At 61.5% G+C, this 21747-nt stretch carries 21 protein-coding genes and 1 pseudogene; 4 read left to right on the top strand and 18 right to left on the bottom strand.

Annotation, left to right across the window (positions count from 1 at the left end; translation table 11 throughout):
- Window positions 1-19 precede the first annotated feature (19 nt).
- From U873_RS36570 to minC, 7 genes are all read right to left on the bottom strand, one after another.
- A complete protein-coding gene (locus U873_RS36570) occupies window positions 20-226 on the bottom strand; it encodes a hypothetical protein (protein ID WP_157838058.1) in 207 nt (68 codons plus the stop codon).
- A gap of 156 nt (window positions 227-382) precedes the next feature.
- The gene (locus U873_RS0104325) at window positions 383-1672 is read right to left on the bottom strand and encodes a M18 family aminopeptidase (protein ID WP_025127064.1); all 1290 of its coding nucleotides are present in this window, start codon (window positions 1670-1672) and stop codon (window positions 383-385) included.
- A 98-nt stretch (window positions 1673-1770) separates the two neighbouring features.
- The gene (locus tag U873_RS0104330; RefSeq protein WP_025127065.1) at window positions 1771-2892 is read right to left on the bottom strand and encodes a hypothetical protein; all 1122 of its coding nucleotides are present in this window, start codon (window positions 2890-2892) and stop codon (window positions 1771-1773) included.
- Window positions 2893-2941: 49 nt separating this feature from the next.
- Window positions 2942-3577 (bottom strand): RluA family pseudouridine synthase, encoded by a 636-nt coding sequence (locus tag U873_RS0104335; RefSeq protein ID WP_025127066.1) that lies wholly within the window; start codon window positions 3575-3577, stop codon window positions 2942-2944.
- 91 nt (window positions 3578-3668) lie between these two features.
- A complete protein-coding gene (gene minE / locus U873_RS0104340) occupies window positions 3669-3923 on the bottom strand; it encodes a cell division topological specificity factor MinE (protein ID WP_007898843.1) in 255 nt (84 codons plus the stop codon).
- Window positions 3923-4735, bottom strand: coding sequence for a septum site-determining protein MinD (minD, locus tag U873_RS0104345; protein ID WP_011062650.1), 813 nt, complete (start codon window positions 4733-4735; stop codon window positions 3923-3925). Before minD ends, minE begins: the two co-directional genes overlap by 1 nt.
- A gap of 200 nt (window positions 4736-4935) precedes the next feature.
- Entirely contained in the window at window positions 4936-5673 is a 738-nt protein-coding gene (gene minC / locus U873_RS0104350; RefSeq protein WP_025127067.1) for a septum site-determining protein MinC, read from the bottom strand.
- A gap of 122 nt (window positions 5674-5795) precedes the next feature.
- Here minC and U873_RS0104355 point away from each other — a divergent pair, with 122 nt between their 5' ends.
- A complete protein-coding gene (locus U873_RS0104355; RefSeq protein WP_025127068.1) occupies window positions 5796-6728 on the top strand; it encodes a lipid A biosynthesis lauroyl acyltransferase in 933 nt (310 codons plus the stop codon).
- A gap of 51 nt (window positions 6729-6779) precedes the next feature.
- Window positions 6780-7952, top strand: coding sequence for a patatin-like phospholipase family protein (locus U873_RS0104360; protein ID WP_025127069.1), 1173 nt, complete (start codon window positions 6780-6782; stop codon window positions 7950-7952).
- A gap of 69 nt (window positions 7953-8021) precedes the next feature.
- Here the strand turns inward: U873_RS0104360 and U873_RS0104365 are convergent, their stop codons facing one another.
- The 3 genes from U873_RS0104365 to U873_RS0104375 form a co-directional block, all read right to left on the bottom strand.
- Window positions 8022-8876 carry a pirin family protein gene (locus U873_RS0104365; protein ID WP_025127070.1) on the bottom strand — a complete coding sequence of 285 codons (855 nt, stop codon included), beginning with the start codon at window positions 8874-8876 and terminating at the stop codon, window positions 8022-8024.
- Between the two features lie 145 nt (window positions 8877-9021).
- Complete coding sequence (gene denD, locus U873_RS0104370) at window positions 9022-9996, bottom strand: D-erythronate dehydrogenase (RefSeq protein ID WP_025127071.1); 975 nt, start codon at window positions 9994-9996, stop codon at window positions 9022-9024.
- A gap of 16 nt (window positions 9997-10012) precedes the next feature.
- Window positions 10013-11323, bottom strand: a complete 1311-nt coding sequence (locus U873_RS0104375; protein WP_025127072.1) for an MFS transporter — start codon at window positions 11321-11323, stop codon at window positions 10013-10015.
- 161 nt (window positions 11324-11484) lie between these two features.
- On the opposite strand from U873_RS0104375, the gene U873_RS0104380 reads away from it, so the two are divergent.
- Complete coding sequence (locus tag U873_RS0104380; protein ID WP_025127073.1) at window positions 11485-12270, top strand: FadR/GntR family transcriptional regulator; 786 nt, start codon at window positions 11485-11487, stop codon at window positions 12268-12270.
- Between the two features lie 79 nt (window positions 12271-12349).
- Here U873_RS0104380 and U873_RS0104385 read toward each other — a convergent pair whose 3' ends face one another.
- The 7 genes and pseudogenes from U873_RS0104385 to puuE form a co-directional block, all read right to left on the bottom strand.
- Entirely contained in the window at window positions 12350-13135 is a 786-nt protein-coding gene (locus tag U873_RS0104385) for an outer membrane protein OmpK (RefSeq protein ID WP_025127074.1), read from the bottom strand.
- A 628-nt stretch (window positions 13136-13763) separates the two neighbouring features.
- Window positions 13764-15109, bottom strand: a pseudogene (locus U873_RS34200) (nucleobase:cation symporter-2 family protein).
- Window positions 15110-15280: 171 nt separating this feature from the next.
- A complete protein-coding gene (locus U873_RS0104395) occupies window positions 15281-16606 on the bottom strand; it encodes a urate hydroxylase PuuD (RefSeq protein WP_025127075.1) in 1326 nt (441 codons plus the stop codon).
- Between the two features lie 50 nt (window positions 16607-16656).
- Window positions 16657-17160: an ureidoglycolate lyase gene (locus U873_RS0104400; protein ID WP_025127076.1), complete on the bottom strand. Its 504-nt coding sequence runs from the start codon at window positions 17158-17160 to the stop codon at window positions 16657-16659.
- 99 nt (window positions 17161-17259) lie between these two features.
- On the bottom strand, window positions 17260-17535 hold the full coding sequence (locus U873_RS36575; protein WP_157838059.1) for a hypothetical protein: 276 nt from the start codon (window positions 17533-17535) through the stop codon (window positions 17260-17262).
- 87 nt (window positions 17536-17622) lie between these two features.
- Window positions 17623-18138 carry a 2-oxo-4-hydroxy-4-carboxy-5-ureidoimidazoline decarboxylase gene (uraD, locus tag U873_RS0104405; RefSeq protein WP_025127077.1) on the bottom strand — a complete coding sequence of 172 codons (516 nt, stop codon included), beginning with the start codon at window positions 18136-18138 and terminating at the stop codon, window positions 17623-17625.
- Window positions 18135-19061, bottom strand: coding sequence for an allantoinase PuuE (gene puuE / locus U873_RS0104410; RefSeq protein ID WP_025127078.1), 927 nt, complete (start codon window positions 19059-19061; stop codon window positions 18135-18137). The genes uraD and puuE overlap by 4 nt, the downstream gene beginning before the upstream one ends.
- Window positions 19062-19487: 426 nt before the next feature.
- Between puuE and uraH the strand changes: the two genes are divergently transcribed.
- A complete protein-coding gene (gene uraH / locus U873_RS0104415) occupies window positions 19488-19841 on the top strand; it encodes a hydroxyisourate hydrolase (RefSeq protein ID WP_011062635.1) in 354 nt (117 codons plus the stop codon).
- Between the two features lie 323 nt (window positions 19842-20164).
- Here uraH and U873_RS0104420 read toward each other — a convergent pair whose 3' ends face one another.
- Window positions 20165-21514 carry an NCS2 family permease gene (locus U873_RS0104420; RefSeq protein WP_025127079.1) on the bottom strand — a complete coding sequence of 450 codons (1350 nt, stop codon included), beginning with the start codon at window positions 21512-21514 and terminating at the stop codon, window positions 20165-20167.
- Window positions 21515-21747 lie beyond the last annotated feature (233 nt).

Genomic DNA, 21747 nt, shown 5'->3' on the forward strand with positions numbered 1-21747 from the left:
GCGAGGGTGAGTGCTGCATTTATTCCGCGAGCTTGGCGAGGATCTTGTAAACCACGGTGCCGAGAATCAGCAGCATGCCGATCCACATGCTGAACACGCCGAGGTTCTTGTCCCGGAAGTTGAAGCCGATGGCCAGGAGGATCATGCCCGTGAGGATCGGGATGAGCATGGAGTGGAACGAAGACATCGAGATCATGGCGACAGCCTTGTCAGGAGGAGTACTCATAAGTCTAGGTCGCTTTGTCGCAACCCGGGTTGATGTGCATCAGAAACCGGCGGTGGTTGGCCGCCGGAGTCCTTGCCGCCGCTGCCGCGCTCAGGAATCGCCACCCTGGCAATGTCAGCGTGGCTGATAATCCCCCGCGCAGTGGCGGCAGGTGGATCAGGGCAGCTCGTGGCTGGCGTAGAAAGCGCTCAGCACTTTCACCAGGTGGGCCAGGTCATGGCTGCCGCAGAGCTCACGGATCGAATGCATGGCGAAGGTCGGCAGGCCGATGTCCACGGTGCGCACCCCCAGGTGGCTGGCGGTGATCGGGCCGATGGTCGAGCCGCAGCCCATGTCGCTGCGCACCACGAAACTCTGCACCGGGACCTCCTCGGCCATGCACAGGTGGCGGAAGAAACCGGCAGTTTCGCTGTTGGTGGCGTAGCGCTGGTTGCTGTTGACCTTGATCACCGGGCCGGCGTTGAGCTTGGGCCCGTGGTTGGCGTCGTGTTTGTCGGCGTAGTTGGGGTGCACGCCATGGGCGTTGTCCGCGGAAATCAACAGGGATTTCTGGATGGTACGCACGAATTCGTCGCCTTCGGGCAGCAGGCGGCGCAGGGTCTGTTCGAGCATCGGGCCATCGGCGCCGCAGGCCGAGCAGGAACCGACTTCTTCGTGGTCGTTGCACACCAGCACGCAGGTTTCTTCGCTGTCGGCCGTCAGCAGGGCTTGCAACCCGGCGTAGCAGGACAGCAGGTTGTCCAGGCGCGCACCGGCGATGAAGTCGCCGTGCAGGCCGATCACCGCGGCGCTCTGGGTGTCGTAGAAGCTCAGTTCGTAGTCCAGCACCACGTCGGCATTCAGGCCGTGTTCGCGGGCCAGTTGGTCTGTCAGCACGGCGCGAAAATCCACCCGCTCGTCACCGGCAAACTGGGCCAGGATCGGCGGCAGTTCGTTCTGCGCGTTGATCGCCCAGCCCTGGTTGGCCTCACGGTTGAGGTGGATGGCCAGGTTGGGAATGATCGCGATCGGTGCCTTGAAGTCGATCAGCTGGCTTTCCACCTTGCCGTCGCGGCGGAAGGTCACGCGGCCGGCCAGGGACAGGTCGCGGTCGAACCACGGGGCCAGCAGGGCGCCGCCATAGACTTCCACACCCAATTGCCAGAAACCCTGGCGCTGCAGTTCCGGCTGCGGCTTGACCCGCAGGCAGGGGCTGTCGGTATGGGCACCCACCAGGCGGATACCGCCCTGCAGCGGCGAATGGCGGCCGAGCTTGAACGCCACGATCGAGGAGTCGTTGCGGGTGACGTAGTAGCGACCGTTGGCTTCGGTGGTCCAGGTCTCGCGTTCGTCAAGGCGTTGATAGCCGGCCGCTTCCAGGCGTTGAACAAGGCTGGCGGTGGCATGGAAAGGGGTAGGGGAGGCCTTGAGGAAATCGATCAGGCCTTGGTTCAACTCTTCGCGCATAAGTAGCTCCAGACAGCAATGGCGCGAGTTTAACGTATTGGCTCAAGGCAATGGGCAAGAGCATGCGCTGCTCTTTGCCCGATGCCTCAGGAGCCGGTTCAATCGATTAGTGGCGCCAGGTTGCTGCGCAGGTAGGCCAGGATGGCCTGTTGGTCCTCTGGCTTGCTGGGCTTGGGCAGGGCCTCGGGCCAGGCGCCATGATCCTGGCTCAGAAGCTTGAGCAGATCCTGCTGCTGTTGCCGGTCCCAGCGGCCAATTTCACGGGAGGCATTCTCCCACCATTCGTGTCGGCAAGCCGAGTGGTAGGGACTGTCGGAGAGTTCACTGCCGTAGAGGAGGTCGCGGCCAATCTTTTTGAACCCTCCCTTGAGCTTGCGCAGGCGCCATTTGATTTGAAGTCGCTGCCAGCGCTGGGGAAGTGGTCTGCGTCTTGGCATCTCCTGGCACAGGGCGAGAAGTTCGCCCCGATAATCTTCTCCGTGTTGGTTGAAGAAGTGCGCCTGCATCGCATGGAAGAAGCGTTTTTCGCCGAAGTAGTGATAAACGTGCTTCTTTGTCTCCTGCACCGTCTTGTCACGCATGGCGAAGGACAGGGCGATCTGCTCGATGGTGTGGATATCGAACGAGCTCTCGGTCCATTTGTCGATGAAACCTATGGAGGCTTCCAGCAGGGGTGGGTCACTGTCGGTCAGGCCGCACAGGCCGCTGTTGTAGAGCTTGAAGTCGCTATCAGGCTTCACGCCATGGGGGCGCAGGCAGTCGCCGAGCCTGAGGTAGGTCTGGCGCGTGCTGACGTCCCGCCAGTGGTATTCGAAGCTGTCCATCAGGTAGTGCTGAGGGCGGATCTTCTTCAACAACAGGTTTGGGCAGGCCAGAAACAGCGTGTCGGTGTCCGCGAAGAGGGTCTTCTGTGCCAGAGTCAGCCCATAGGCCATGGCACAAGCCTTGCGGCGATGGTGGTAGCCATTCTCGCCCTGCCATTGCTGCAAGGTCATTTCACACAGTGGCACGGTGTCTACTGGCCAGCCTGCGTAGTCTTCAGGTCGGTCGGTCATGATCCTGATGCACAGCGGCTCATCGCTCTTCAGTTGGCTGAGAGCGGTGAGAATGCTGAATTTCACTTCGCGTCGATAGACATCGTTGTTGCCATACACCAGGTAGAGCAACTGCTGCGGTGTTTTCTCCAGGGCATGAGGGGCAGGTACTGCTATGCACGTCATTGGGGTTGAGTGTCCTTACTGAGGGAAGCGCTGGTGGAGCTGATGAGGGTCAAAAAGGGGCGGTGCACTCGAAGCGCAGGCGTTCGCCGGTCTGCGGATGGGTGAAACTGAGCATGCTGGCGTGCAGGCACAGGCGTGGCCAGGCTGCCAGGGCTTGTGGATGGGCGTAGAGACCATCTCCCAGCAGCGGGTGGCCGATGGACAGCATGTGCACCCGCAACTGATGGGAGCGGCCGGTGATCGGCGTCAGTTCGACCCGGCACCAGTCGCCGCAACGCTCCAGCACACGCCAGAAGGTCAGGGCATGTTTGCCGAATTCGTGGTCCACCACGTGTCGGGGTTTGGTGGGCGGGTCGTAGCGCAGGGGCAGATCGATGCTGCCGCTGTCCAGTTCCGGCTGGCCCCAGCACAGTGCGGTGTAGGCCTTTTCGGTTTCCCGGTCATGAAACTGCCGAGACAGCTCGCGATGGCTATCGGCATCACGGGCAAGGAGGATGATCCCGGAGGTTTCCCAGTCCAGGCGGTGGACGATGCGGGCTTCCGGATAGCCGTTTTCCTGCAGGCGGGTGATCAGGCAATCCTTGTTGTCATCGGCACGACCGGGGACGGAGAGCAGCAGGGTGGGTTTGTTCACCACCAGGACGGCGGCGTCCTGATGCAGGATGTGGATATTCGACAACGGCATTAAAACAGCCTCGTAACAAACGCCAACGGCGGCTCGCCGACCTCGATGCAAGCATGAGGTCCGCGAGCCGCCGTGGCTCCCACCGGATCAATCAGCGATCAGGCAGGGTGATATTGAGTTCCAGGATCGAGCAGCTGCCCTGGTTTTCCAGAGCGACGTGCACGTCGTCGGACCCGATATTGACGTACTTGCGGATCACTTCCACCAGTTCCTTCTGCAAGGCGGGCAAGTAATCGGGGGTGCTGCGCTGGCCGCGTTCATGCGCCACGATGATCTGTAGACGCTCTTTCGCTACCGACGCGGTGCTGACCTTTTTGCTGGCACGAAAGAAGTCAAAAAGATTCATTATCTACCTCCAAACAGGCGCTCGAAGAATCCCTTCTTCTCGACATCAAGGAACCGATGTTCCACGGTTTTGCCCAGCAAGCGGTCGACCGCATCGCTGTAGGCCTGGCCAGCATCACTCTGGTCGTCGAGAATTACCGGCACGCCCTGGTTGGAGGCCTTGAGCACTGCCTGGGATTCCGGGATGACGCCCAGCAAAGTCACAGCGAGAATTTCCTTGACGTCCTCGACGCCGAGCATTTCGCCGTTGCTGACGCGTTCCGGGTTGTAGCGGGTGAGCAGCAAGTGCTCCTTGATCGCATCTTCGCCTTTTTCGGCGCGACGGGACTTGCTGGCCAGCAGGCCGAGCATGCGGTCGGAGTCACGCACCGACGATACTTCAGGGTTGGTCACGACGATCGCCTCATCGGCGAAGTACATGGCCAGGTGAGCGCCTTTCTCGATACCGGCAGGGGAATCGCAGACCACGAACTCGAAGGTTTCCTTGAGTTCCATCAGGACCTTTTCCACGCCTTCAAGCGTCAGCGCGTCTTTGTCGCGGGTCTGGCTGGCGGCCAGGACGTAGAGGTTTTCCAGGCGCTTGTCTTTGATCAGGGCTTGCTGCAGGTTGGCTTCGCCGTTCACCACATTGACGAAGTCATACACCACGCGACGCTCGCAGCCCATGATCAGGTCGAGGTTACGCAGGCCGACGTCGAAGTCGACGATAACTGTTTTGTGACCACGCAGAGCGAGGCCGGTACCGATAGCGGCGCTGGTGGTGGTTTTACCCACACCACCCTTGCCGGATGTAACCACGAGAATCTTGGCCAAGGTGTTTCACCCCTAAGGAAAAAGGACTTTTAGCCCCTGAAAAACATCTCTTGAAAACTACTGCAGTCGGACAGCCTTGGCTGGAGCTCGGTCAGCGGCAGGGTTTATGTTCGATAAACGCTGCTGATTGCCAATTTCCTACTTCGTTTGAGCCGTTTTCGCTACGTTTTAGAGATGCTTGGAAAATGCGGCAGTATCCGTTAAAGACGTGTGATGTTCAACACGTCACCCGACAGGCTGACCTGGACTCCCGAGCCCCACAACGGGTCGCGTCGCAGGTCTTCGGAGACCTTGTACTGGCCGGCGATGGAGATCAGCTCGGCGCTCAATTGCTGGCAGAAAATTCGGGCCTTGGTGTCGCCCTTGACGCCCGCCAGGGCCCGGCCACGCATGGGGCCGTATACATGGATATTGCCATCGGCGAGAAGTTCCGCACCCGGGCTGACCGAGGACACCACTACCAGATCGCCACCCTGGGCATAGATCTGCTGTCCGCCGCGTACTGGCGAAGTGATGATTCGGGTCGGCTTGACCGTGGGCTCCGGTGGTTTCTCCGGGGCTTTCTTGACCTCGCTTTCCGGCGGGTCGAGCGGCCGTTCCCGGGCACCGGACGGTGGCAGCACCGGCAGGTCGACGGCAATTGCCGCGGCAATGTCTTCAATGCGGCTGGCGCGAATGGCCAGGGTGCGCAGGCCGTGCTGGCGGCAGACACGCATCAGTCCGGGCAGATCCACCGAGCCTTCGCTCGCCGGCAGCTTGTCCAGCGCCAGCACCAAGGGGGCGTTGCTGAAGAAGTTCGGCGCCTGGGCGACCTTCGCGGCCAGTTGGCGATCGAGGCCTTCGAGGTCGTTGCGGGCCAGTTCCAGCACCGTGATGGCGAGCATGCTGCCCTTTAACTGGAACACAGGATCTTGGTCTAGCGATTCGGTTTGGCTCATGGTCTGCAGAAGGCGGCTTGTCACTAAAAGTGCCGAGACTTATAACGAGATCGCCCGCGGGCCGCAAGCCAGGTCGAACCGATGTAGAATGCGCGACCTTGTTGTCTGTCCCGGAATCTGTAATGGATCGCCCGCGTTTTCGAGCTGCATTCTTGTCTCCACGTTTCTGGCCGCTGTGGCTGGGGCTTGGGGTGTTATGGCTGATCGTCCAGCTGCCTTATCCCGTACTCCTGAAAATCGGCCGTGCCCTGGGGGCCGTGATGTACCGGGTCGCCGGCGAGCGGCGGCGGATTGCCAAGCGCAATCTGGAATTGTGTTTCCCGGAAAAAACCCCTGCGCAGCGCAAGCGCCTGCTCAAGGAGAACTTCGCTTCCACCGGGATTGCCTTCTTCGAGATGGCGATGAGCTGGTGGTGGTCCAAGCCGCGCCTGGCGCGCCTGGCCCACATCGAGGGGTTGGAATACCTCAAGCAGGCCCAGCGCGAAGGGCATGGGGTGATTCTCATGGCCCTGCATTTCACGACCCTGGAGATCGGCGCGGCGTTGCTGGGGCAGCAGCACACCATCGATGGCATGTACCGCGAGCACAAGAATCCGTTGTTCGACTTCATTCAGCGCCAGGGGCGCGAGCGGCACAACCTGGATTCCCTGGCCGTGGAGCGCGAGGACGTGCGGGGCATGCTCAAGCTGTTGCGCTCCGGACGGGCGATCTGGTACGCACCAGACCAGGACTACGGCGCCAAGCAGAGCCTGTTCGTTCCGCTGTTCGGCATCCAGGCCGCGACGGTCACCGCCACCAGCAAGTTTGCTCGTCTGGGCAAGGCGCTGGTGGTGCCCTTTACCCAGGAGCGGCTGGCCGATGGCAGCGGGTACCGGCTGGTGATCCATGCTCCCTTGAAGGATTTTCCAGGGGCCACTGAAGAGCAGGACTGCCTGCGGATCAACCAATGGGTGGAAAGTGCGCTGCGTGAGTGTCCCGAGCAGTACCTCTGGACCCATCGGCGCTTCAAGAGCCGGCCTCCGGGCGAGCCCAAGCTCTACAAGAAGCGCGGCTGACCCCCAGGCATCGACGACCGGCCCCTAGTGCGCCACGGATGGAGTGATGTGATGAGTGCGAAGCAACCCGTCACGGGTTTGATACTTTCCGGTGGTGGGGCCCGGGCGGCCTATCAGGTGGGCGTGCTGGCGGCCATTGCCGAGCTGTTGGGGCCAGGGGCACGCAACCCGTTTCCGGTGATCGTCGGCACCTCGGCCGGGGCTATCAATGCCGTCAGCCTGGCCAGCGGTGCCACCGATTTTTCGGCGGCGATCCAGCGCCTCACCGCATTCTGGCGGAGCTTTCGCAGTGACCAGGTGATGCGCAGCGACTGGCCCGGGGTGATTCGTCAGGCCAGCCGCTTTGTCGGTCACAGCTTGCTGGGCCTGGGAGGCCAGGTGCCGGTGGCACTGATCAACAATTCGCCGTTGCGTGAGTTGCTCAACCAGCACATGCACCTCTCGGGCATCAACGAGGCCATCTCCCAGGGGCAGTTGCACGCCGTGGCGGTAACGGCCTTTGGCTATGAGTCGGGCCAGGCGGTGACCTTCTATCAGGGGGGCGGGGTGATCGAGCCCTGGTTGCGTCATCGACGGATCGGCATTCCCACGCACCTGACGGTCGACCACTTGCTGGCCAGCGCGGCGATCCCGCTGCTGTTCGCGCCGGTGAAGCTCGATCAGGAGTACTTTGGCGACGGCGCGGTGCGCCAGTCCGCGCCCATCAGCCCGGCCTTGCACCTGGGGGCCAGCCGGGTGCTGGTGGTGGGGGTCAGTGGCAACCCACGGGGCACCGATCCGGACAATGCGATGCTGCGGGCTTATACCGGGCAGGAACCGACCCTGGCGCAGATCGGTGGGCACATGCTCAACAGTACTTTCATCGACAGCCTGGAAAGCGATATCGAGTTGCTGGAGCGCCTCAATCATTTCAGCCGGCTGTTGCCCGACAGCGCGGCGGATCGACGTCTGGGGATCGCCCCGGTGGAGGTGCTGGTGATTGCTCCGAGCCAGCCGATTGACGAGATCGCGGCCCGCCATCGCCAGGAACTGCCGGCGGCCTTGCGGCTGTTCCTGCGAGGGCCGGGTGCAACCCGTACCAGCGGTGCCGGAGTCTTGAGTTATTTGCTCTTTGAAGCTGCGTACTGCAGTGAGCTGATCGAACTGGGGCGCAGTGATGCCCTGGCCAAGAGCGAGGAACTGGCCCTGTTCCTGGGGTTGCGCGAGCGTCTGGAGCCGGCCTGACAGGTTTCCCGGGCCGATCCGCACCGATCTGCAGGTGCGAATCGCCCCAGGAAGGCTGGCGACCGTTGCTCACGCGGTCAGCTTGTCATCCCGAAAGTCGCGCAGTGCCTGTTCGATCTCTTCCCGGGTGTTCATCACGAAGGGCCCGTATTGCACCACCGGCTCGGCCAATGGCTTGCCCGCGATCAACAGGACCCGGGCACCGTCCTGGCTGCTCAACCGGATCTCGCCCTCATCGGACAAGCGCACCAGCCGGCTGCTGGCCACGCTCTGTGGATGACCGGGCAGCTCGACGGCGCCTTCGTAGACGTACAGCAGGACCCGGTGTCCTGTTGGCAGGCGTGGGCTGATGGCAGTACCGGCGGGCAGGTGCAGGTCGAAATACTGCGGTTCAGTGTCGGGGCGCTGTACGGCGCCGCTCTGCTGGTGCTGGCCATCATCGAAATGCCCGGCGATCACCACCACCTCGATGCCAGCGGCCGTAGTCAGGCGCGGGATGTCCTGGGGCTGGATGTCCCGGTAGCTGGCAGGGTCGAGCTTGTGCTTGGCCGGCAGGTTCAACCACAGCTGGAAGCCACGCATGACGCCTTCCTCCTGCTCCGGCATCTCGCTGTGGATGATGCCTTTGGCGGCCGTCATCCACTGCACGCCGCCGCCCTGCAGCAGGCCGACGTTGCCCAGGTGGTCTTCATGGCGCATGCGCCCTTCGAGCATGTAGGTCACGGTCTCGAAGCCACGGTGTGGGTGGGGCGGGAAGCCGGCGATGTAGTCGTCGGGGTTCTGCGAGCCGAACTCGTCGAGCATCAGAAAAGGATCGAAACGTTCGACGCCCTGGCCGCCGAAGACCCGGGTCAATTTCACCCCGGCACCGTCGGAGGCAGGTTGGCCGCTATGGACACTGAGCACTTTGCGTAGTTGAGTCATGGAGTAACGCCTGATCAAGTGGGAATGAGCGCCATGCTATGCCGGCGAGCTTGATCGATGGGTGCAAAATATTCAGGGTTCCTATCGAATTTCAAGATGATTCGTACGGGCCCGTGGGGTGGGCCCGACGGTCTCGAGGGCTGGCTCAGCGTGGCGGATAGTCCTGGATGAACTGCCGGATCACGCTGACAAATTCCTTGTCGGCGGTAAAACCCAAGGCCTGGGCGTATGGCGCACTGAAGGACCCTGGCCAGGAACCGACGATGCGCTCGATGGCTGGGTCCGGGCGCATCTGGATACGTTGTGCCACCTCGTCGCCAGCCACTTCTCGCAGGGCGTCGATCATCTGCTCGACCGTCAGCGACAGGCCGGGCAAGTTGATCACTCGGCCCTTGCCCAGGCGTTCCCCGGCCAGCTCATGGCCATGGATCAGGTTGGCAATGGCCTGGGCGGGGGACATCAGCCACAGCCGGGTGTCCAGGGCTACCGGGCAGACGCTGGCCTGGCCATTGAGCGGCTCGCGGATGATGCCGCTGGCAAAGCTGGAGGCCGCCAGGTTCGGCTTGCCCGGGCGCACCACGATGGTCGGCATGCGCAGGCTGCGCCCGTCGACGAAGCCACGACGGCTGTAGTCGGCGAGCAGCAGGTCGTTCATGGCTTTCTGGGTGCCGTAGGAGCTCTGTGGCGCCCAGACCTGATCATCGTCGACGGTGTCCGGTAGTGCGCCGCCGAACACGGCAACGGAGCTGGTCATCACCCATTTTGGGCAAGTGCCCAGCAGGCGAACCTGTTCCAGCAGGCGTTGGGTCGCACTGAAGTTGACGCGCATGCCCAGTTCAAAATCGCCTTCTGCCTGGCTGGAGACCACTGCGGCCAGGTGAAAGATGCTGTCGGTGTCGGCATCGATCAGGCTGGCCAGCACCTGATCGTCGGTGATGTCTCCGCCCTTGACCTGAACCCTGGGGTCATCCATGCCCTGCAATGGTTCCCGATCGAATGCAATGATCCGGCTGATGGGGCGCAATTGGCCATGACGATCGGTCAGGGAGCCGAGTTGCAGCAGGGCTTCGATCAAGCGCCGTCCGAGAAAGCCGGCCGCGCCGGTGACAAGAATATTCATGAGTGACTCCAGCTATTCAGCGATTGACGAGTTTTCCGGGAATCTTGAAGACCAGCAGGGCGCCGATGAACAGCGCGCTGGCCATGACGTACATACCGATGGTGGTGCTCTGGGTCAGGTCTTTGAGAAAACCCATCAGGTACGGCGAAACGAAACCGGCGAGGTTGCCCCAGGAATTGATCAGGGCGATGCCGGCCGCCGCTGCCGTGCCGCCGAGGAAGGCCGTTGGCAGGCTCCAGAACAGGGGCAGGGTGCTGAAGGCGCCCATGGCGCCGAGGGTCAGACCGATCATCGACACGGTGAAATTGTCGCTCCAGGTGGCCGATACCATCAGGCCGATGCCGCCAAGCACCGCGGTCAGTGCCAGGTGCCAGCGACGTTCGCGCAGGCGGTCGGCGCTGCGGGATATCAGCACCATGGTCAAGGCCGCGGCAGCATAGGGAATGGCGGTGAGCATGCCGACTTCGAAGACGTCGCTGACCCCCGCCTGACGAATCAGTGACGGCAGCCAGAAACCGACGGTGTAGAAGCCGGCGATCATGCAGAAGTAGATCGCGGTCAGCAGCCAGATCCTTGGCTGTCCAAACACCTGGCGGATGCCATGCACCTGGTGGCTGTCGGCCTCGGCATCGATCCGGGTCTGCAGCAGGCTCCTCTCATCGGGGGTCAGCCAGCGGGCATCGGCGATGCGGTCGCTGAGGCAATAGATCACCAGGCCGCCGACCAGAACCGATGGCAAGCCTTCGAGGAAGAACATCCACTGCCAGCCGGCGAACCCATGGTGGCCGTTGAGGGCGCTCATGATCCAGCCGGACAGGGGCGCGCCGATCAACCCCGAGAGCGGTACCGCCGTGGCGAACAGGGCGTACATCTTGCCGCGGCGGTGGGAGGGGAACCAGTAGGACAGGTAGAGAATCACCCCCGGGTAGAACCCGGCTTCGGCGATGCCCAGCAAGAACCGCATGACATAGAACGACGTGGGGGTGCTGACGAAGGCCATGCACGAGGAAATGATGCCCCAGCTGATCATGATGCGGGCGATCCACAGGCGGGCGCCGACCCGATGCAGCATCAGGTTGCTGGGGATCTCCACCAGGAAGTAGGCAATGAAGAAGATCCCGGCGCCCAGGCCATAGACCGCCTCGGAAAACTGCAGGTCCTCGGACATCTGCAATTTGGCGAAGCCGACGTTTACCCGGTCCAGGTAGGCCACCAGGTAGCACAGCAGCAACAGCGGCAGGATTCGCCAGGCGACTTTGCGGTAGGCCTGATCCTCGAACGAGGCAGCGGTACTAGGGGCAGCAGTTTGCGACAGTGATTCAGACATGCCTTTACCCATCCTTGTTTCTTGTATTTGGGTGGTTTTGTTTTTATCGGACTCGCTGAGGTGTCTTAGATATCATAATACATCATACGAATTCAATGGCCGGACGGTGAACGGGACGGCGTGCCTGAAATACAGTACCGTTAGCCGATTTGAATACAGGGATACCCATGTCCAAGCCAGATAACACTTCCCGCGCCGTTGATTCGCTGACGTCGCTCAAGGATTCGGCCAAGGGCACGCTGGCGGATCAGGTGACGGCGGCACTCAAGGCCCACATCGCCAGCGGCGAAGCCCTGCCGGGTTCACGGCTGCCTACCGAACCTGTGCTGTCCGAGCGTTTTGGGGTCAGCCGCACGGTTATCCGCGAGGCGGTATCGCGCCTGAAATCCGCCGGTCTGGTGGAAGTGCGCCAGGGCAGCGGCACCGTGGTCTGCGAGGGCGCGCATATCAAGGCGTTCACCATCGACCTGGACGTGCGCGGATCGATCGAGGCGGTGCTCAGGGTGACCGAACTGCGCCGCGGTATTGAAGGCGAGGCGGCGGCGCTGGCAGCTCAGCGGCATACCGCGGAGCAGTTGCAGGCGATCCACCAGGCGTTGCAGGCCATCGAGGTGGCCGAGCAGGCGGGCCAGGATGGCGTGGAGCAGGACCTGGCTTTTCACTTGTCGATATCCCAGGCCACGGGCAACCCTTTGTACCCGTCCCTGCATGAGTTCATTGCGCAATTCATCAAGGAGGCGATCCGCATCACCCGCTCCAATGAAGAGCGTCGACGGGACCTGACGCGTTTGGTGCACGACGAGCATTTCGCGGTCTATACGGCGATTGCGGCGCGGGATGTCGAGGGCGCACGGCAGGCGGCACTGAGCCATATCCACAATGCGGTGGAGCGGCTCAAAAGTGCTGATCCAGCGTTCTGGCGGGATCCGAGCGTGCGTCTTGGCTGATGGATGGCGGTTGCCACATCCGCTTGAGAAGCCAGCCTGCTCCCATCAAGGGATGGGAGCAGGTTGAGTCACGCCGCTATCAGAAGTGGTACTTGACCAGCAGGCTCGCGGTGTCCTGGTTGGTCTCGAAGTTGCGGGAGTCCTGGATGCCGTACTTGTTCTTCCAGTAGTCGTATTCGAAACCGACATACAACTGCTTGGCGCCCCAGTTCAGTGCCTTGCCCAGGTCGTATTTGACTTGCGGGTTGAAGTGCAGGTTGGCGTGGTAGGTGCCCTTGGCGTTCTGGTCGTTGTCCACGACCCAGTCCATGTAGCCGTCGATGAGAATGTCCGAGCGGCCCACGGGAATGGTGTAGGACCAGACCGGGGTGATCTGCCAGACGTTGTCGCCCGGGCGGCTGCCTTCGGTGTGGCGCTGGTAGAAGTTCAACTGGAAGTAGTCGAACCCGGGAATGGCCAGGTCGAAGCCCGGGCCGATCAGGTAGGACTCGTTGTCGCCTTCGCCGAACTCATAGGTCATGGCCAGGAGCACGTCCTTGATCGGACCGAACTCGAGCTTCTGATCGAGGATCTTGCCCAGGGACAGGCGCGGAGTGAACTCGCCGTAGTAGGTATCGGGTCCGACGTTGCCGTCTTCCTTGCCGTTGTAGAAGATCCGGTCGAGGAAGAAGAAGTTGTCGCCGTACTTCCAGGCGTCGGCATGTTCGAAGGTGACCGTCTGCTGGATCTGCGGGTTAACTTCGAAGTTCTTGCCGTACAGGTAAGTCAGGCTGTTGTTCTGCCATAGCAGCAGGTCACCTGCCACGGCCTGCCCCCCGGCGAGCAGGGTGGTGGCCAGCATCAGGCTTTTGCACATCGGTTTCATTCGGTTGCTCCCAAAATTGGTGTTTCCACGTTGTTTTTTGGCTCGGCGCTCTGGTTTGGCGCCTTTTTCATTGCTGTAAAAACCATCCGATCGGTCAGCTTTGTTGCTGTTAGCAAGAGCTGAGCCAAGGCGGAAAAAAGCAAAAAACTCCCGTTCGGCTGTGTTGATACAGTCGAACGAGAGTTTTTCAGCCGTAATTTCGTGCGCCTTGATAGCTGCCTGAGCCGGGATAAGTTGGCTTTCAGGTCAGGTTTTTCATCCGGGCTTTTTTTTAGACCAGATTTACGCGGCCGCGGAGAATACTGGCTCCCACGGCGGGGCTCAAGTGCTCTGCAATAGAGCACGTGAAGCAACTTTGGGGCAGGAGGGGCGAACATCTCAGCCTGGCATCCGCAGAGGGCAGTCAGGCGTGCGCAGCGACTGCAGAGCGTCGTCGCGCAAGGAATCGACAGGCACCGCTGGGGCACCCGTGGGTAAGCAAGCCTGGGTTGGCTGCATGGTTGTTGCTCCCTGTTTATTTTTATTTTCAAGGCGCAGCGTGTAGCCGTCGGCCCCGGTCATGGGGACGCGACCTGATGTCAGTGGTACGGCACTGACCCGGGCGTCGCAGCGGCGCCCGGGTCAGGCTTCAATGCTGATGCGCGTGGCGTGCGTTGTTGGAGGCGCGCTCGGCACCGCCGAGAATGTTGAACAGCAGGTTCAGCAGCAGGGCACTGAGGGTCGCCATGGCGATGCCGCTATGGGTGATCGGGCTCATCCACAGTGGCAGGTGGGCGAAGAACTCGGGGCGTACCACCGGGATCAGGCCCATGCCGATGCTGACGGCTACCAGCAACTGGTTGCGACGGTCGGCAATGTCGGCTTCCTGGAGGATCTTGATGCCGGTGGCGGCGACCATGCCGAACATCGCGATCGCTGCGCCGCCGAGCACGGCGGCCGGGATCGAGGCAACCAGGAACGCGGCCTTGGGCAGCAGGCTGAGGACGATCAGCAGGCCACCGGCCACCATGGTCACCGAACGGCAGCGTACGCCGGTCATCTGCACCAGGCCGATGTTCTGGGCGAAGGAGGAGTGGGTGAAGGTGTTGAAGAAACCGGCCACGAACGAGGCGCCGGCATCACACAACAGGCCACGCCGCAGCATCCGTGGGGTGACCTCCTGGCCGGTGATCTTGCCCAGGGCAAGGAACATCCCGGTGGACTCGACAAAGATGATCACCACCACCAGGCACATGGAAAGAATCGGCGCCAGGTGAAACTCCGGCATGCCGAAATGCAGCGGCGTGACGATCTGCAGCCAGGGCGCCTCAGATCGACCATGCCGATCAGGCCGCACAGCAGGTAGCCCAGGCCCATGCCGATCAACACCGAGATATTGACCCAGAAGCCGCGCATGAAGCGGTGGATCAACAGAATGGTGCCCAGTACCAGAGCGGCGATGCTCAGGTAGATGGGGGAGCCGAACTGAGCGACGTTGCTGCCGCCGCCGGCCCAGTTCACGGCTACGGGAAACAGTGACAGCCCGATCGAGGTGATCACCGTGCCGGTGACCAGGGGCGGGAAGAAACGCACCACCTTGGACATGAATGGCGCGATCACCATGCCGAAGAAGCCGGCAGCGATGGTGGCGCCGAAGATCCCGGGCATGCCGATGCCGGGCATGCCAGCCATGGCGACCATGCTGCCGACCGCCGCGAAACTGGCGCCCATCATCACTGGCATGCGAATGCCCATGGGGCCGATGCCCATCGACTGGACGATGGTGGCGACACCGGCTACCAGCAGGTCGGCATTGATCAGGAAGGCGATTTCCTCACGACTCAGGCCTGCGGCCTGTCCGATGATCAGCGGTACCGCAATTGCACCGCCATACATCAGCAGAACGTGTTGCAGACCGACCAGGATCAGTTGCAATAGGGGCAAGCGCTGAATGGCTGGCGCATCGGGGACGCACTGTTCGGATGACTCGGACATGCAACACCTCGGATCTTTTTTATTCTTGTGATTTAACAGCCGTATGGCTGCCTGCAGCTTCTACATCGGGCGAATCTTCGGGGCTGATGGCGAGCAAGCCCGCTTCTACAGTGCCCATGCAGTCCTGTAGAAGCGAGCTTGCTCGCAAGGCAGCCGGTCAGCGGCCAGTGGTCAGTTGACCTGGGCTCCCTGGGCAATCCAGGCACCGATCAGGTCACGTTCCTGCTGGGTCATCTGGGTGATGTTGCCCAGCGGCATGATCTGGCTGGCGACAGCCTGGGCCTGGATGCGAGCAGCCTGCAGACGGATCTGCTCGGGCGTATCGAACATCACCCCGGCCGGTGCCGCGCTGAACAGCGAGCTGGTGGGTTTGGCCGAGTGGCAAACCGCGCAGCGTTCCTGGATCACGCTGTGCACCTTGTCGAAGGACGCGCCGGCGGTGGATGCCTGTGCCGGTGCGCTTGCCGGTGCCGCAGGGGCTGCCGGTGCAGCCGGTGCAGCCGGTGCCTGCGAGGATGCCGGCTTGCCGCCCAGGGCCGTTTCCGGCTGGGGCTGGTACTCGATCTGAGCGGGAGCCTTGGCCACTTCCGGGGTGCTCGGGGTGGGCGTCGGACCGGTGACGTAGGCCAGGCAGATCATGCCCAGTGCCGCGACGGGCAGGGTCCAGGCGAACTTGTGGCTGTCATGACGGGTGTTGAAGTAATGACGGACCAACACCGCCAGCACCGCGATCCCGGCCAGGATCAACCAGTTGTACTGGCTGCCGTAGGTGCTCGGGAAGTGGTTGCTGATCATGATGAACAGCACCGGCAGGGTGAAGTAGTTGTTGTGACGCGAACGCAGCAGGCCCTTGGCCGGCAGGGTCGGGTCCGGGGTGCGGTTTTCCGCGATGGCCGCCACCAGCGCACGTTGCGCCGGCATGATGATGCGGAACACGTTGCCCACCATGATGGTGCCGATGATGGCGCCGACGTGCAGGTAGGCCCCACGACCACTGAACACCTTGCTGAAGCCATAGGCCGCAGCGATCAGCAGGACGAACAGGATGAAACCCAGCAGGGCGGGTTTCTTGCCCAGCGGCGAGTCGCAGAGGAAGTCGTAGACGAACCAGCCGGCGATCAGCGCACCGATGCCGATGGCTACCGCTTCAGGGCCGCTCAGGCCGCTGCCGGGAGCAACCAGGTAGAGCATCGGGTTGAAGTAGAACACCAGGCACAGCAGGGCAATCCCCGACATCCAGGTGAAGTAGGCTTCCCACTTGAACCAGTGCAGGTTCTCCGGCATGGAAGGGGGGGCCAGCTTGTATTTCTCCAGGTGGTAGATACCACCGCCGTGAATCGCCCAGAGGTCGCCGGACAGGCCGTCCTTGGGATTGACGCGGTTGAGGTTGTTCTCCAGCCAGACGAAGTAGAACGACGCGCCGATCCAGGCCACGCCAGTGATCATGTGTATCCAACGCACGCTCAGATTGAGCCATTCCAACAGATGTGCTTCCACAGTCTTTACCTCTCGCCTGTCACTCTGTCGTCGAGTGATCAGACCTTCTCTTATTGGTGGGGGGCGAGGATCAAACACTCATCCTCTTTGAAGAAATGCTCATCGCAGTTATTGCCAGTGCCACTGCGATCAACCACCAGGAAGTCATCCCGCTTTTCGATCGTCAGCACCGGGTGGTGCCAGACGCCGCGATGGTAATTGATGCCCTGCCTGCCATTACTGACAAAGGCGCGGACCAAGCCTGATACAGGTGCATCGCCAATGGGCGCGACCACGATCAGAAAGGGGTGGCCGAGCAGCGGGATGAAAGCCTGGCTGCCCAGCGGATGGCGTTCCAGCATGCGGACGGTCAGCGGCATGTCCTGCGCGTCGGCGCGGAAGATGCTGATGATCGCCTTGTCTTCTGGCGTGGCGGTTTCCACCGTCGCCAGTTTGTGAAAGCGCATGGTCGAACCGTTGTTGATCATGAAGTGGTCGCTGCCGTCGGTTTCGATCACGTCACCGAAAGGGGCGAAGGCTTCTTTGGTCAGGGGCTCAATCACTAATGTGCGCATGCTGTTCTTCTTAAATTCTCAGGTTCGTCATTGATCCCGCACGTCACGGCGCGCAGGAGTGTGCAGGAACCCGGCGGGCCGGGGCCTGGATGTTCGATATCACGGGGAAGCGTGGCCGTTAGTCAACGGGTGACTGCCAGCATTCTGCTGACGACCGGACGCCGGCGCGCGTTGCAGAGTGCCTTGGGGCCTGGCCGATGACAGAAGGGATTTGCAGAGGAACCAGCGGTCGCTACCCGCACGTCTGATCGAGCGCGGCGCATCCAGGCGGCAAGCGTCGGTAACGATTTCAGCGACGGCCGAGACGCTGCAGTGGTCCGGGCGGACTTCGGCCATGTTGACGAAGTGCTGGGGGGCGGCGGCGTAAGTTCTCATTATTCTTATCTGCCTTGCTCAGTGGCTGGGTGTGCTTACAAGGCCCTGGGAACTCCGGCTCTCACCGGGGTTCTCGGGCCAGGCTCGCTACAGAGTCTGCAAGCGAAACAGGGCGATCTTGTTGATTTCCGCCAGCGCGCACTTGAACTCGGTGTCTACCGAGTTGTGGATGCGGGTTTCGAAGGCGGCCAGGATCTGATGTCGATTGCTGCCCTTCACCGCCATGATGAAGGGAAACTTGAACTTGGCCTTGTAGGCATCGTTCAGTTCGGTGAAGCGCTGGAACTCTTCGGCGGTGCATTGATGAATGCCGGCACCGGCCTGTTCGTTGGTACTGGCCTCGGTCAGTTCGCCCTGGACGGCAGCTTTGCCGGCCAGGTCCGGGTGAGCGTTGATCAAGGCCAACTGGCTGGCGTGATCGGCGCTGAGCAGGATATCGCTCATGCGCTGGTGCAGGGTTTCGATCTGGTCGACGGAGGCATCCAGGCCCAAGTCGTAGGCCTTTTCAGCCACCCAGGGCGAATGCTCGTAGATGTCGGCGAAGGCTTTGACAAAGGCGTCGCGGCTCAGGGTCGAGGGCTTGAGGCTCTGGAATGCAGTCATTTGGCTGCTCCCTGGTACGGATGGGTGTGTTGCCAGTGGCGGGCGATATCGACCCGACGGGTGAACCAGACCTGCTCGTGACCCTTGACGTACTCGATGAAGCGCTTGAGTGCAGCCAGGCGGGCCGGGCGGCCGATCAAGCGGCAGTGCAGGCCGATGGAAAGCATTTTCGGTGCCTCGGCGCCTTCGGCGTAGAGCACATCGAAGGCATCCTTGAGGTACTGGAAGAAGTCGTCGCCCTTGTTGAAACCCTGCACCTGGGTGAAGCGCATGTCGTTGGTGTCCAGGGTGTAGGGGATCACCAGGTGCGCCTTGCCGGTGGGGTTGTTGGGTTCCCAGTAGGGCAGGTCGTCGTCGTAGGTGTCGCAGTCATAGAGGAAGCCGCCTTCCTCCATCACCAGGCGCCGGGTGTTCGGGCCAGTGCGGCCGGTGTACCAGCCCAGGGGGCGTTCGCCGGTGATTTCGGTGAGGATGCGGATCGCTTCGAGCATGTGCTCGCGCTCCTGGGCCTCGTCCATGTACTGGTAGTCGATCCAGCGGTAGCCGTGGCTGCAGATTTCGTGGCCCGCCTCGACCATGGCGCGGATCACGTCCGGATGGCGTTGGGCTGCCATGGCCACGGCGAAGATGGTCAGCGGAATGTCGAATTCCTTGAACAGCTTGAGGATTCGCCAGACACCGGCACGGCTGCCATATTCGTACAGCGATTCCATGCTCATGTTGCGCTCGCCCTGCAGTGGCTGCGCCGAGACCATTTCCGACAGGAAGGCTTCCGATTCCTTGTCGCCGTGAAGGATGTTGCGCTCGCCGCCTTCTTCGTAATTGAGCACGAAGGACAGTGCGACGCGGGCATTGCCAGGCCAGTGAGGGTGAGGAGGGTTGGAGCCGTAACCGATCAGGTCACGAGGGTAGTCAGCGCTCACTGCAGTCTTCCTTCTTATTCGTGATAACGGTGGCGTGGCGGGACCTGGAAGCTGGAGCGCCAGGTGAGCGTCACTGCGATGGAATGATTGTATACAACTTTATATTCACTTTGTAAGCCCGTTTTTTTGCATTTTTCTCCTTTTGTCACTATGTGTCGCACCTGCAAGAAACTTGCCCGGATGGTCAGCTAATGAATGGCAAGTCGTCTGGTGCCATGGGGTTGGGCTCAATTCGCCGATGGATGGGGAGCCCTGAAGTCGGCAGAATAATTGTGATTATTATTGTGTACAATTTTTTTGAAAAGTGTCTTAATCGTGCTCTTGACGCAGCCTTTCATCCATCGAATCGCTGCATCGCCCTATCAATCACTGACTCCGGGAGGCGCGAGGCCTGAACGCTTGAGTCGCGACAGGTCCGCGGAATCAATGGGACGTTTGACTACACACGTGTTGGATGCCGCACATGGCTGCCCTGGCAGCGCTATCAAGGTCGAGCTGTATCGGGTCGAGGGAGCACAGCTGGAACTGGTCGCCAGTACCCTGACCAACAGCGATGGCCGTTGCGATGCGCCGCTGCTGCAGGGCGATGACTATCGTTCCGGTGTGTACCAGCTGCATTTCCATGCCGGTGACTACTACCGTGCCCGTGGCGTGCAGCTGCCGCAGCCGGCCTTCCTCGATGTGGTGGTGCTGCGTTTCGGCATCAGCGCCGAGCAGGATCATTACCACGTGCCGCTGTTGATTTCTCCTTACAGCTATTCGACCTACAGAGGAAGCTAGGACGTTCCCCCAAGAATCCTGCGCAAATAGCTTCTTTGGTCTTTGCCCGCTCACACTGCGGGCTTTTTTATGCCTGGAGAAAAGCCCGCCACCTGGCACCGACTGTCCCTGGCGGCGCGAGCCTGGGCTGCGACAGTGGCTCGAGTGTTGAGGGGTATGCACCCGGGCAGTGCGGGCCGGGGCGTTATCGGTGCGGCTTGAGTGGGGGGAGGGTGAGTGGCTGGAGCCAGGCTACTCAAGAAGGAAGACGCGGCCGGGGCTATCTGCAGCGTTGCAGTAAAAAGCCCCATCCGCGAGGGATGGGGCGATTGCTGCGAGGAGGCTTACAGGAAGATGAACTTGGCGATGAAGATCGCGCACAGCACATACAGGCTGATGGAGATTTCCTTGTACTTGCCCGTACCGGCCTTGAGCACCACGTAGGTGATGAAGCCCAGGGCAATGCCGTCGGCAACGGAAAAGGTCAGCGGCATCATGATTGCCGTGACGATGGCCGGAATGCTGTCGGTGGCTTCGTCCCAGTTGATATGGGCCATGCCGCCCATCATCAGCATGGCCACGTAGATCAGTGCGCCGGCGGTGGCATAGGCGGGAATCATGCCAGCCAGCGGGGCGAAGAACATCGCGGCAATGAACAGCACGCCCACGGTGACGGCGGTCAGCCCGGTGCGACCACCTGCGGCGACGCCCGCGGCGCTTTCCACGTAGCTGGTCACCGGTGGCACGCCCACCACTGCGCCGAACACGCTGGAGGCACTGTCGGCCTTGAGCGCCCGTGACAGGTTCTCGATCTTGCCGTCGGCGTTGACCAGGCCGGCGCGCTGGGCCACGCCCATCAGGGTGCCGGCCGTGTCGAACATGTGCACGAAGAGGAAGGCCAGCACCACGCTGATCATGCTGACGTTGAACACTCCGGCAAGGTCCATGGCCATCCAGGTCGGCGCCAGGCTCGGCGGCGTCGACAGGATGCCGTTGTAATGCACCAGGTCCAGGCCCCAGCCGGCCAGGGTCACGGCAATGATGCTGATCAGGATTGCGCCGAACACCCGGTGGTAGCTGAGCACGGCAATCATCAGAAAACAGATCGCCGCCAGCAGCGGGCCGGGTTCACGCAGGGAACCGAGCTTGATCAGGGTGGCCGGGCTGTCGACGACGATGCCGGCGGTTTTCAGGCCGATCAGGCCGAGAAACAGCCCGACCCCGGCCCCCATGGCGAAACGCAGGCTTACCGGGATGCTGTTGAGCAGCCATTCCCGCACCCGCGACAGAGTCAGGAACATGAACAGCACGCCGGAGACGAACACCGCGCCGAGGGCGGTTTCCCAGCTGTAGCCCATGGTGCCGACCACGGTGTAGGTGAAGAACGCGTTGAGCCCCATGCCCGGCGCCAGCCCCACCGGCCAGTTGGCATACAGGCCCATCAGCAGGCAACCCAAGGCGGCGGCGATGCATGTGGCGACAAAGGCTGCGCCATGGTCGATACCGGCATCAGCCATGATGTTGGGATTGACGAAGATGATGTAGGCCATGGTGATGAATGTGGTCAGACCGGCAATCAATTCGGTTTTCACCGTGGTGCCATGCAACCTGAGTTTGAAGATGCGCTCCAGCCAGCCGCTGTTCAGCGAGGGCGAGAGGTCCAGCGACGAGGCTTCGGATTTTCGGCTTTCCACAGCGAGTACTCCTCAAGAGTTTTATTGTTTTTTCCAGAACCGGACACGCGAGGGTGGGCAGCGGCTCTTTGAGGCAGGTAAGGCTTGCGGGTTTGTTGACCTATAGGTCAAGAAATCACACGGGGCGATTATGCTTTTGTATACAAAGAAAGCAAATAATGTTTTTAGTGCTGTGTGCGAAAAATCCGCTGGCGTGGCTATATCGGCGTTCGCGCTGAGGTCAGGCGTGCCAT

Source organism: Pseudomonas sp. PH1b (assembly GCF_000633395.1).
Classification (GTDB): domain Bacteria; phylum Pseudomonadota; class Gammaproteobacteria; order Pseudomonadales; family Pseudomonadaceae; genus Aquipseudomonas.

Coding starts and splice junctions, on each gene's coding strand:
- U873_RS0104335 (WP_025127066.1), bottom strand. CDS start 3,577: ATGCCGTTGTCGAATATCCACATCCTGCATCAGGACGCCGCCGTCCTG.
- U873_RS0104365 (WP_025127070.1), bottom strand. CDS start 8,876: ATGACTCAACTACGCAAAGTGCTCAGTGTCCATAGCGGCCAACCTGCC.
- U873_RS0104385 (WP_025127074.1), bottom strand. CDS start 13,135: ATGAAACCGATGTGCAAAAGCCTGATGCTGGCCACCACCCTGCTCGCC.
- U873_RS0104330 (WP_025127065.1), bottom strand. CDS start 2,892: ATGACGTGCATAGCAGTACCTGCCCCTCATGCCCTGGAGAAAACACCG.
- U873_RS0104360 (WP_025127069.1), top strand. CDS start 6,780: ATGAGTGCGAAGCAACCCGTCACGGGTTTGATACTTTCCGGTGGTGGG.
- U873_RS0104355 (WP_025127068.1), top strand. CDS start 5,796: ATGGATCGCCCGCGTTTTCGAGCTGCATTCTTGTCTCCACGTTTCTGG.
- U873_RS0104400 (WP_025127076.1), bottom strand. CDS start 17,160: ATGCGCACATTAGTGATTGAGCCCCTGACCAAAGAAGCCTTCGCCCCT.
- U873_RS0104375 (WP_025127072.1), bottom strand. CDS start 11,323: ATGTCTGAATCACTGTCGCAAACTGCTGCCCCTAGTACCGCTGCCTCG.
- U873_RS36575 (WP_157838059.1), bottom strand. CDS start 17,535: ATGAGAACTTACGCCGCCGCCCCCCAGCACTTCGTCAACATGGCCGAA.
- minC (WP_025127067.1), bottom strand. CDS start 5,673: ATGAGCCAAACCGAATCGCTAGACCAAGATCCTGTGTTCCAGTTAAAG.
- U873_RS36570 (WP_157838058.1), bottom strand. CDS start 226: ATGAGTACTCCTCCTGACAAGGCTGTCGCCATGATCTCGATGTCTTCG.
- denD (WP_025127071.1), bottom strand. CDS start 9,996: ATGAATATTCTTGTCACCGGCGCGGCCGGCTTTCTCGGACGGCGCTTG.
- minE (WP_007898843.1), bottom strand. CDS start 3,923: ATGAATCTTTTTGACTTCTTTCGTGCCAGCAAAAAGGTCAGCACCGCG.
- U873_RS0104325 (WP_025127064.1), bottom strand. CDS start 1,672: ATGCGCGAAGAGTTGAACCAAGGCCTGATCGATTTCCTCAAGGCCTCC.
- uraH (WP_011062635.1), top strand. CDS start 19,488: ATGGGACGTTTGACTACACACGTGTTGGATGCCGCACATGGCTGCCCT.
- uraD (WP_025127077.1), bottom strand. CDS start 18,138: ATGACTGCATTCCAGAGCCTCAAGCCCTCGACCCTGAGCCGCGACGCC.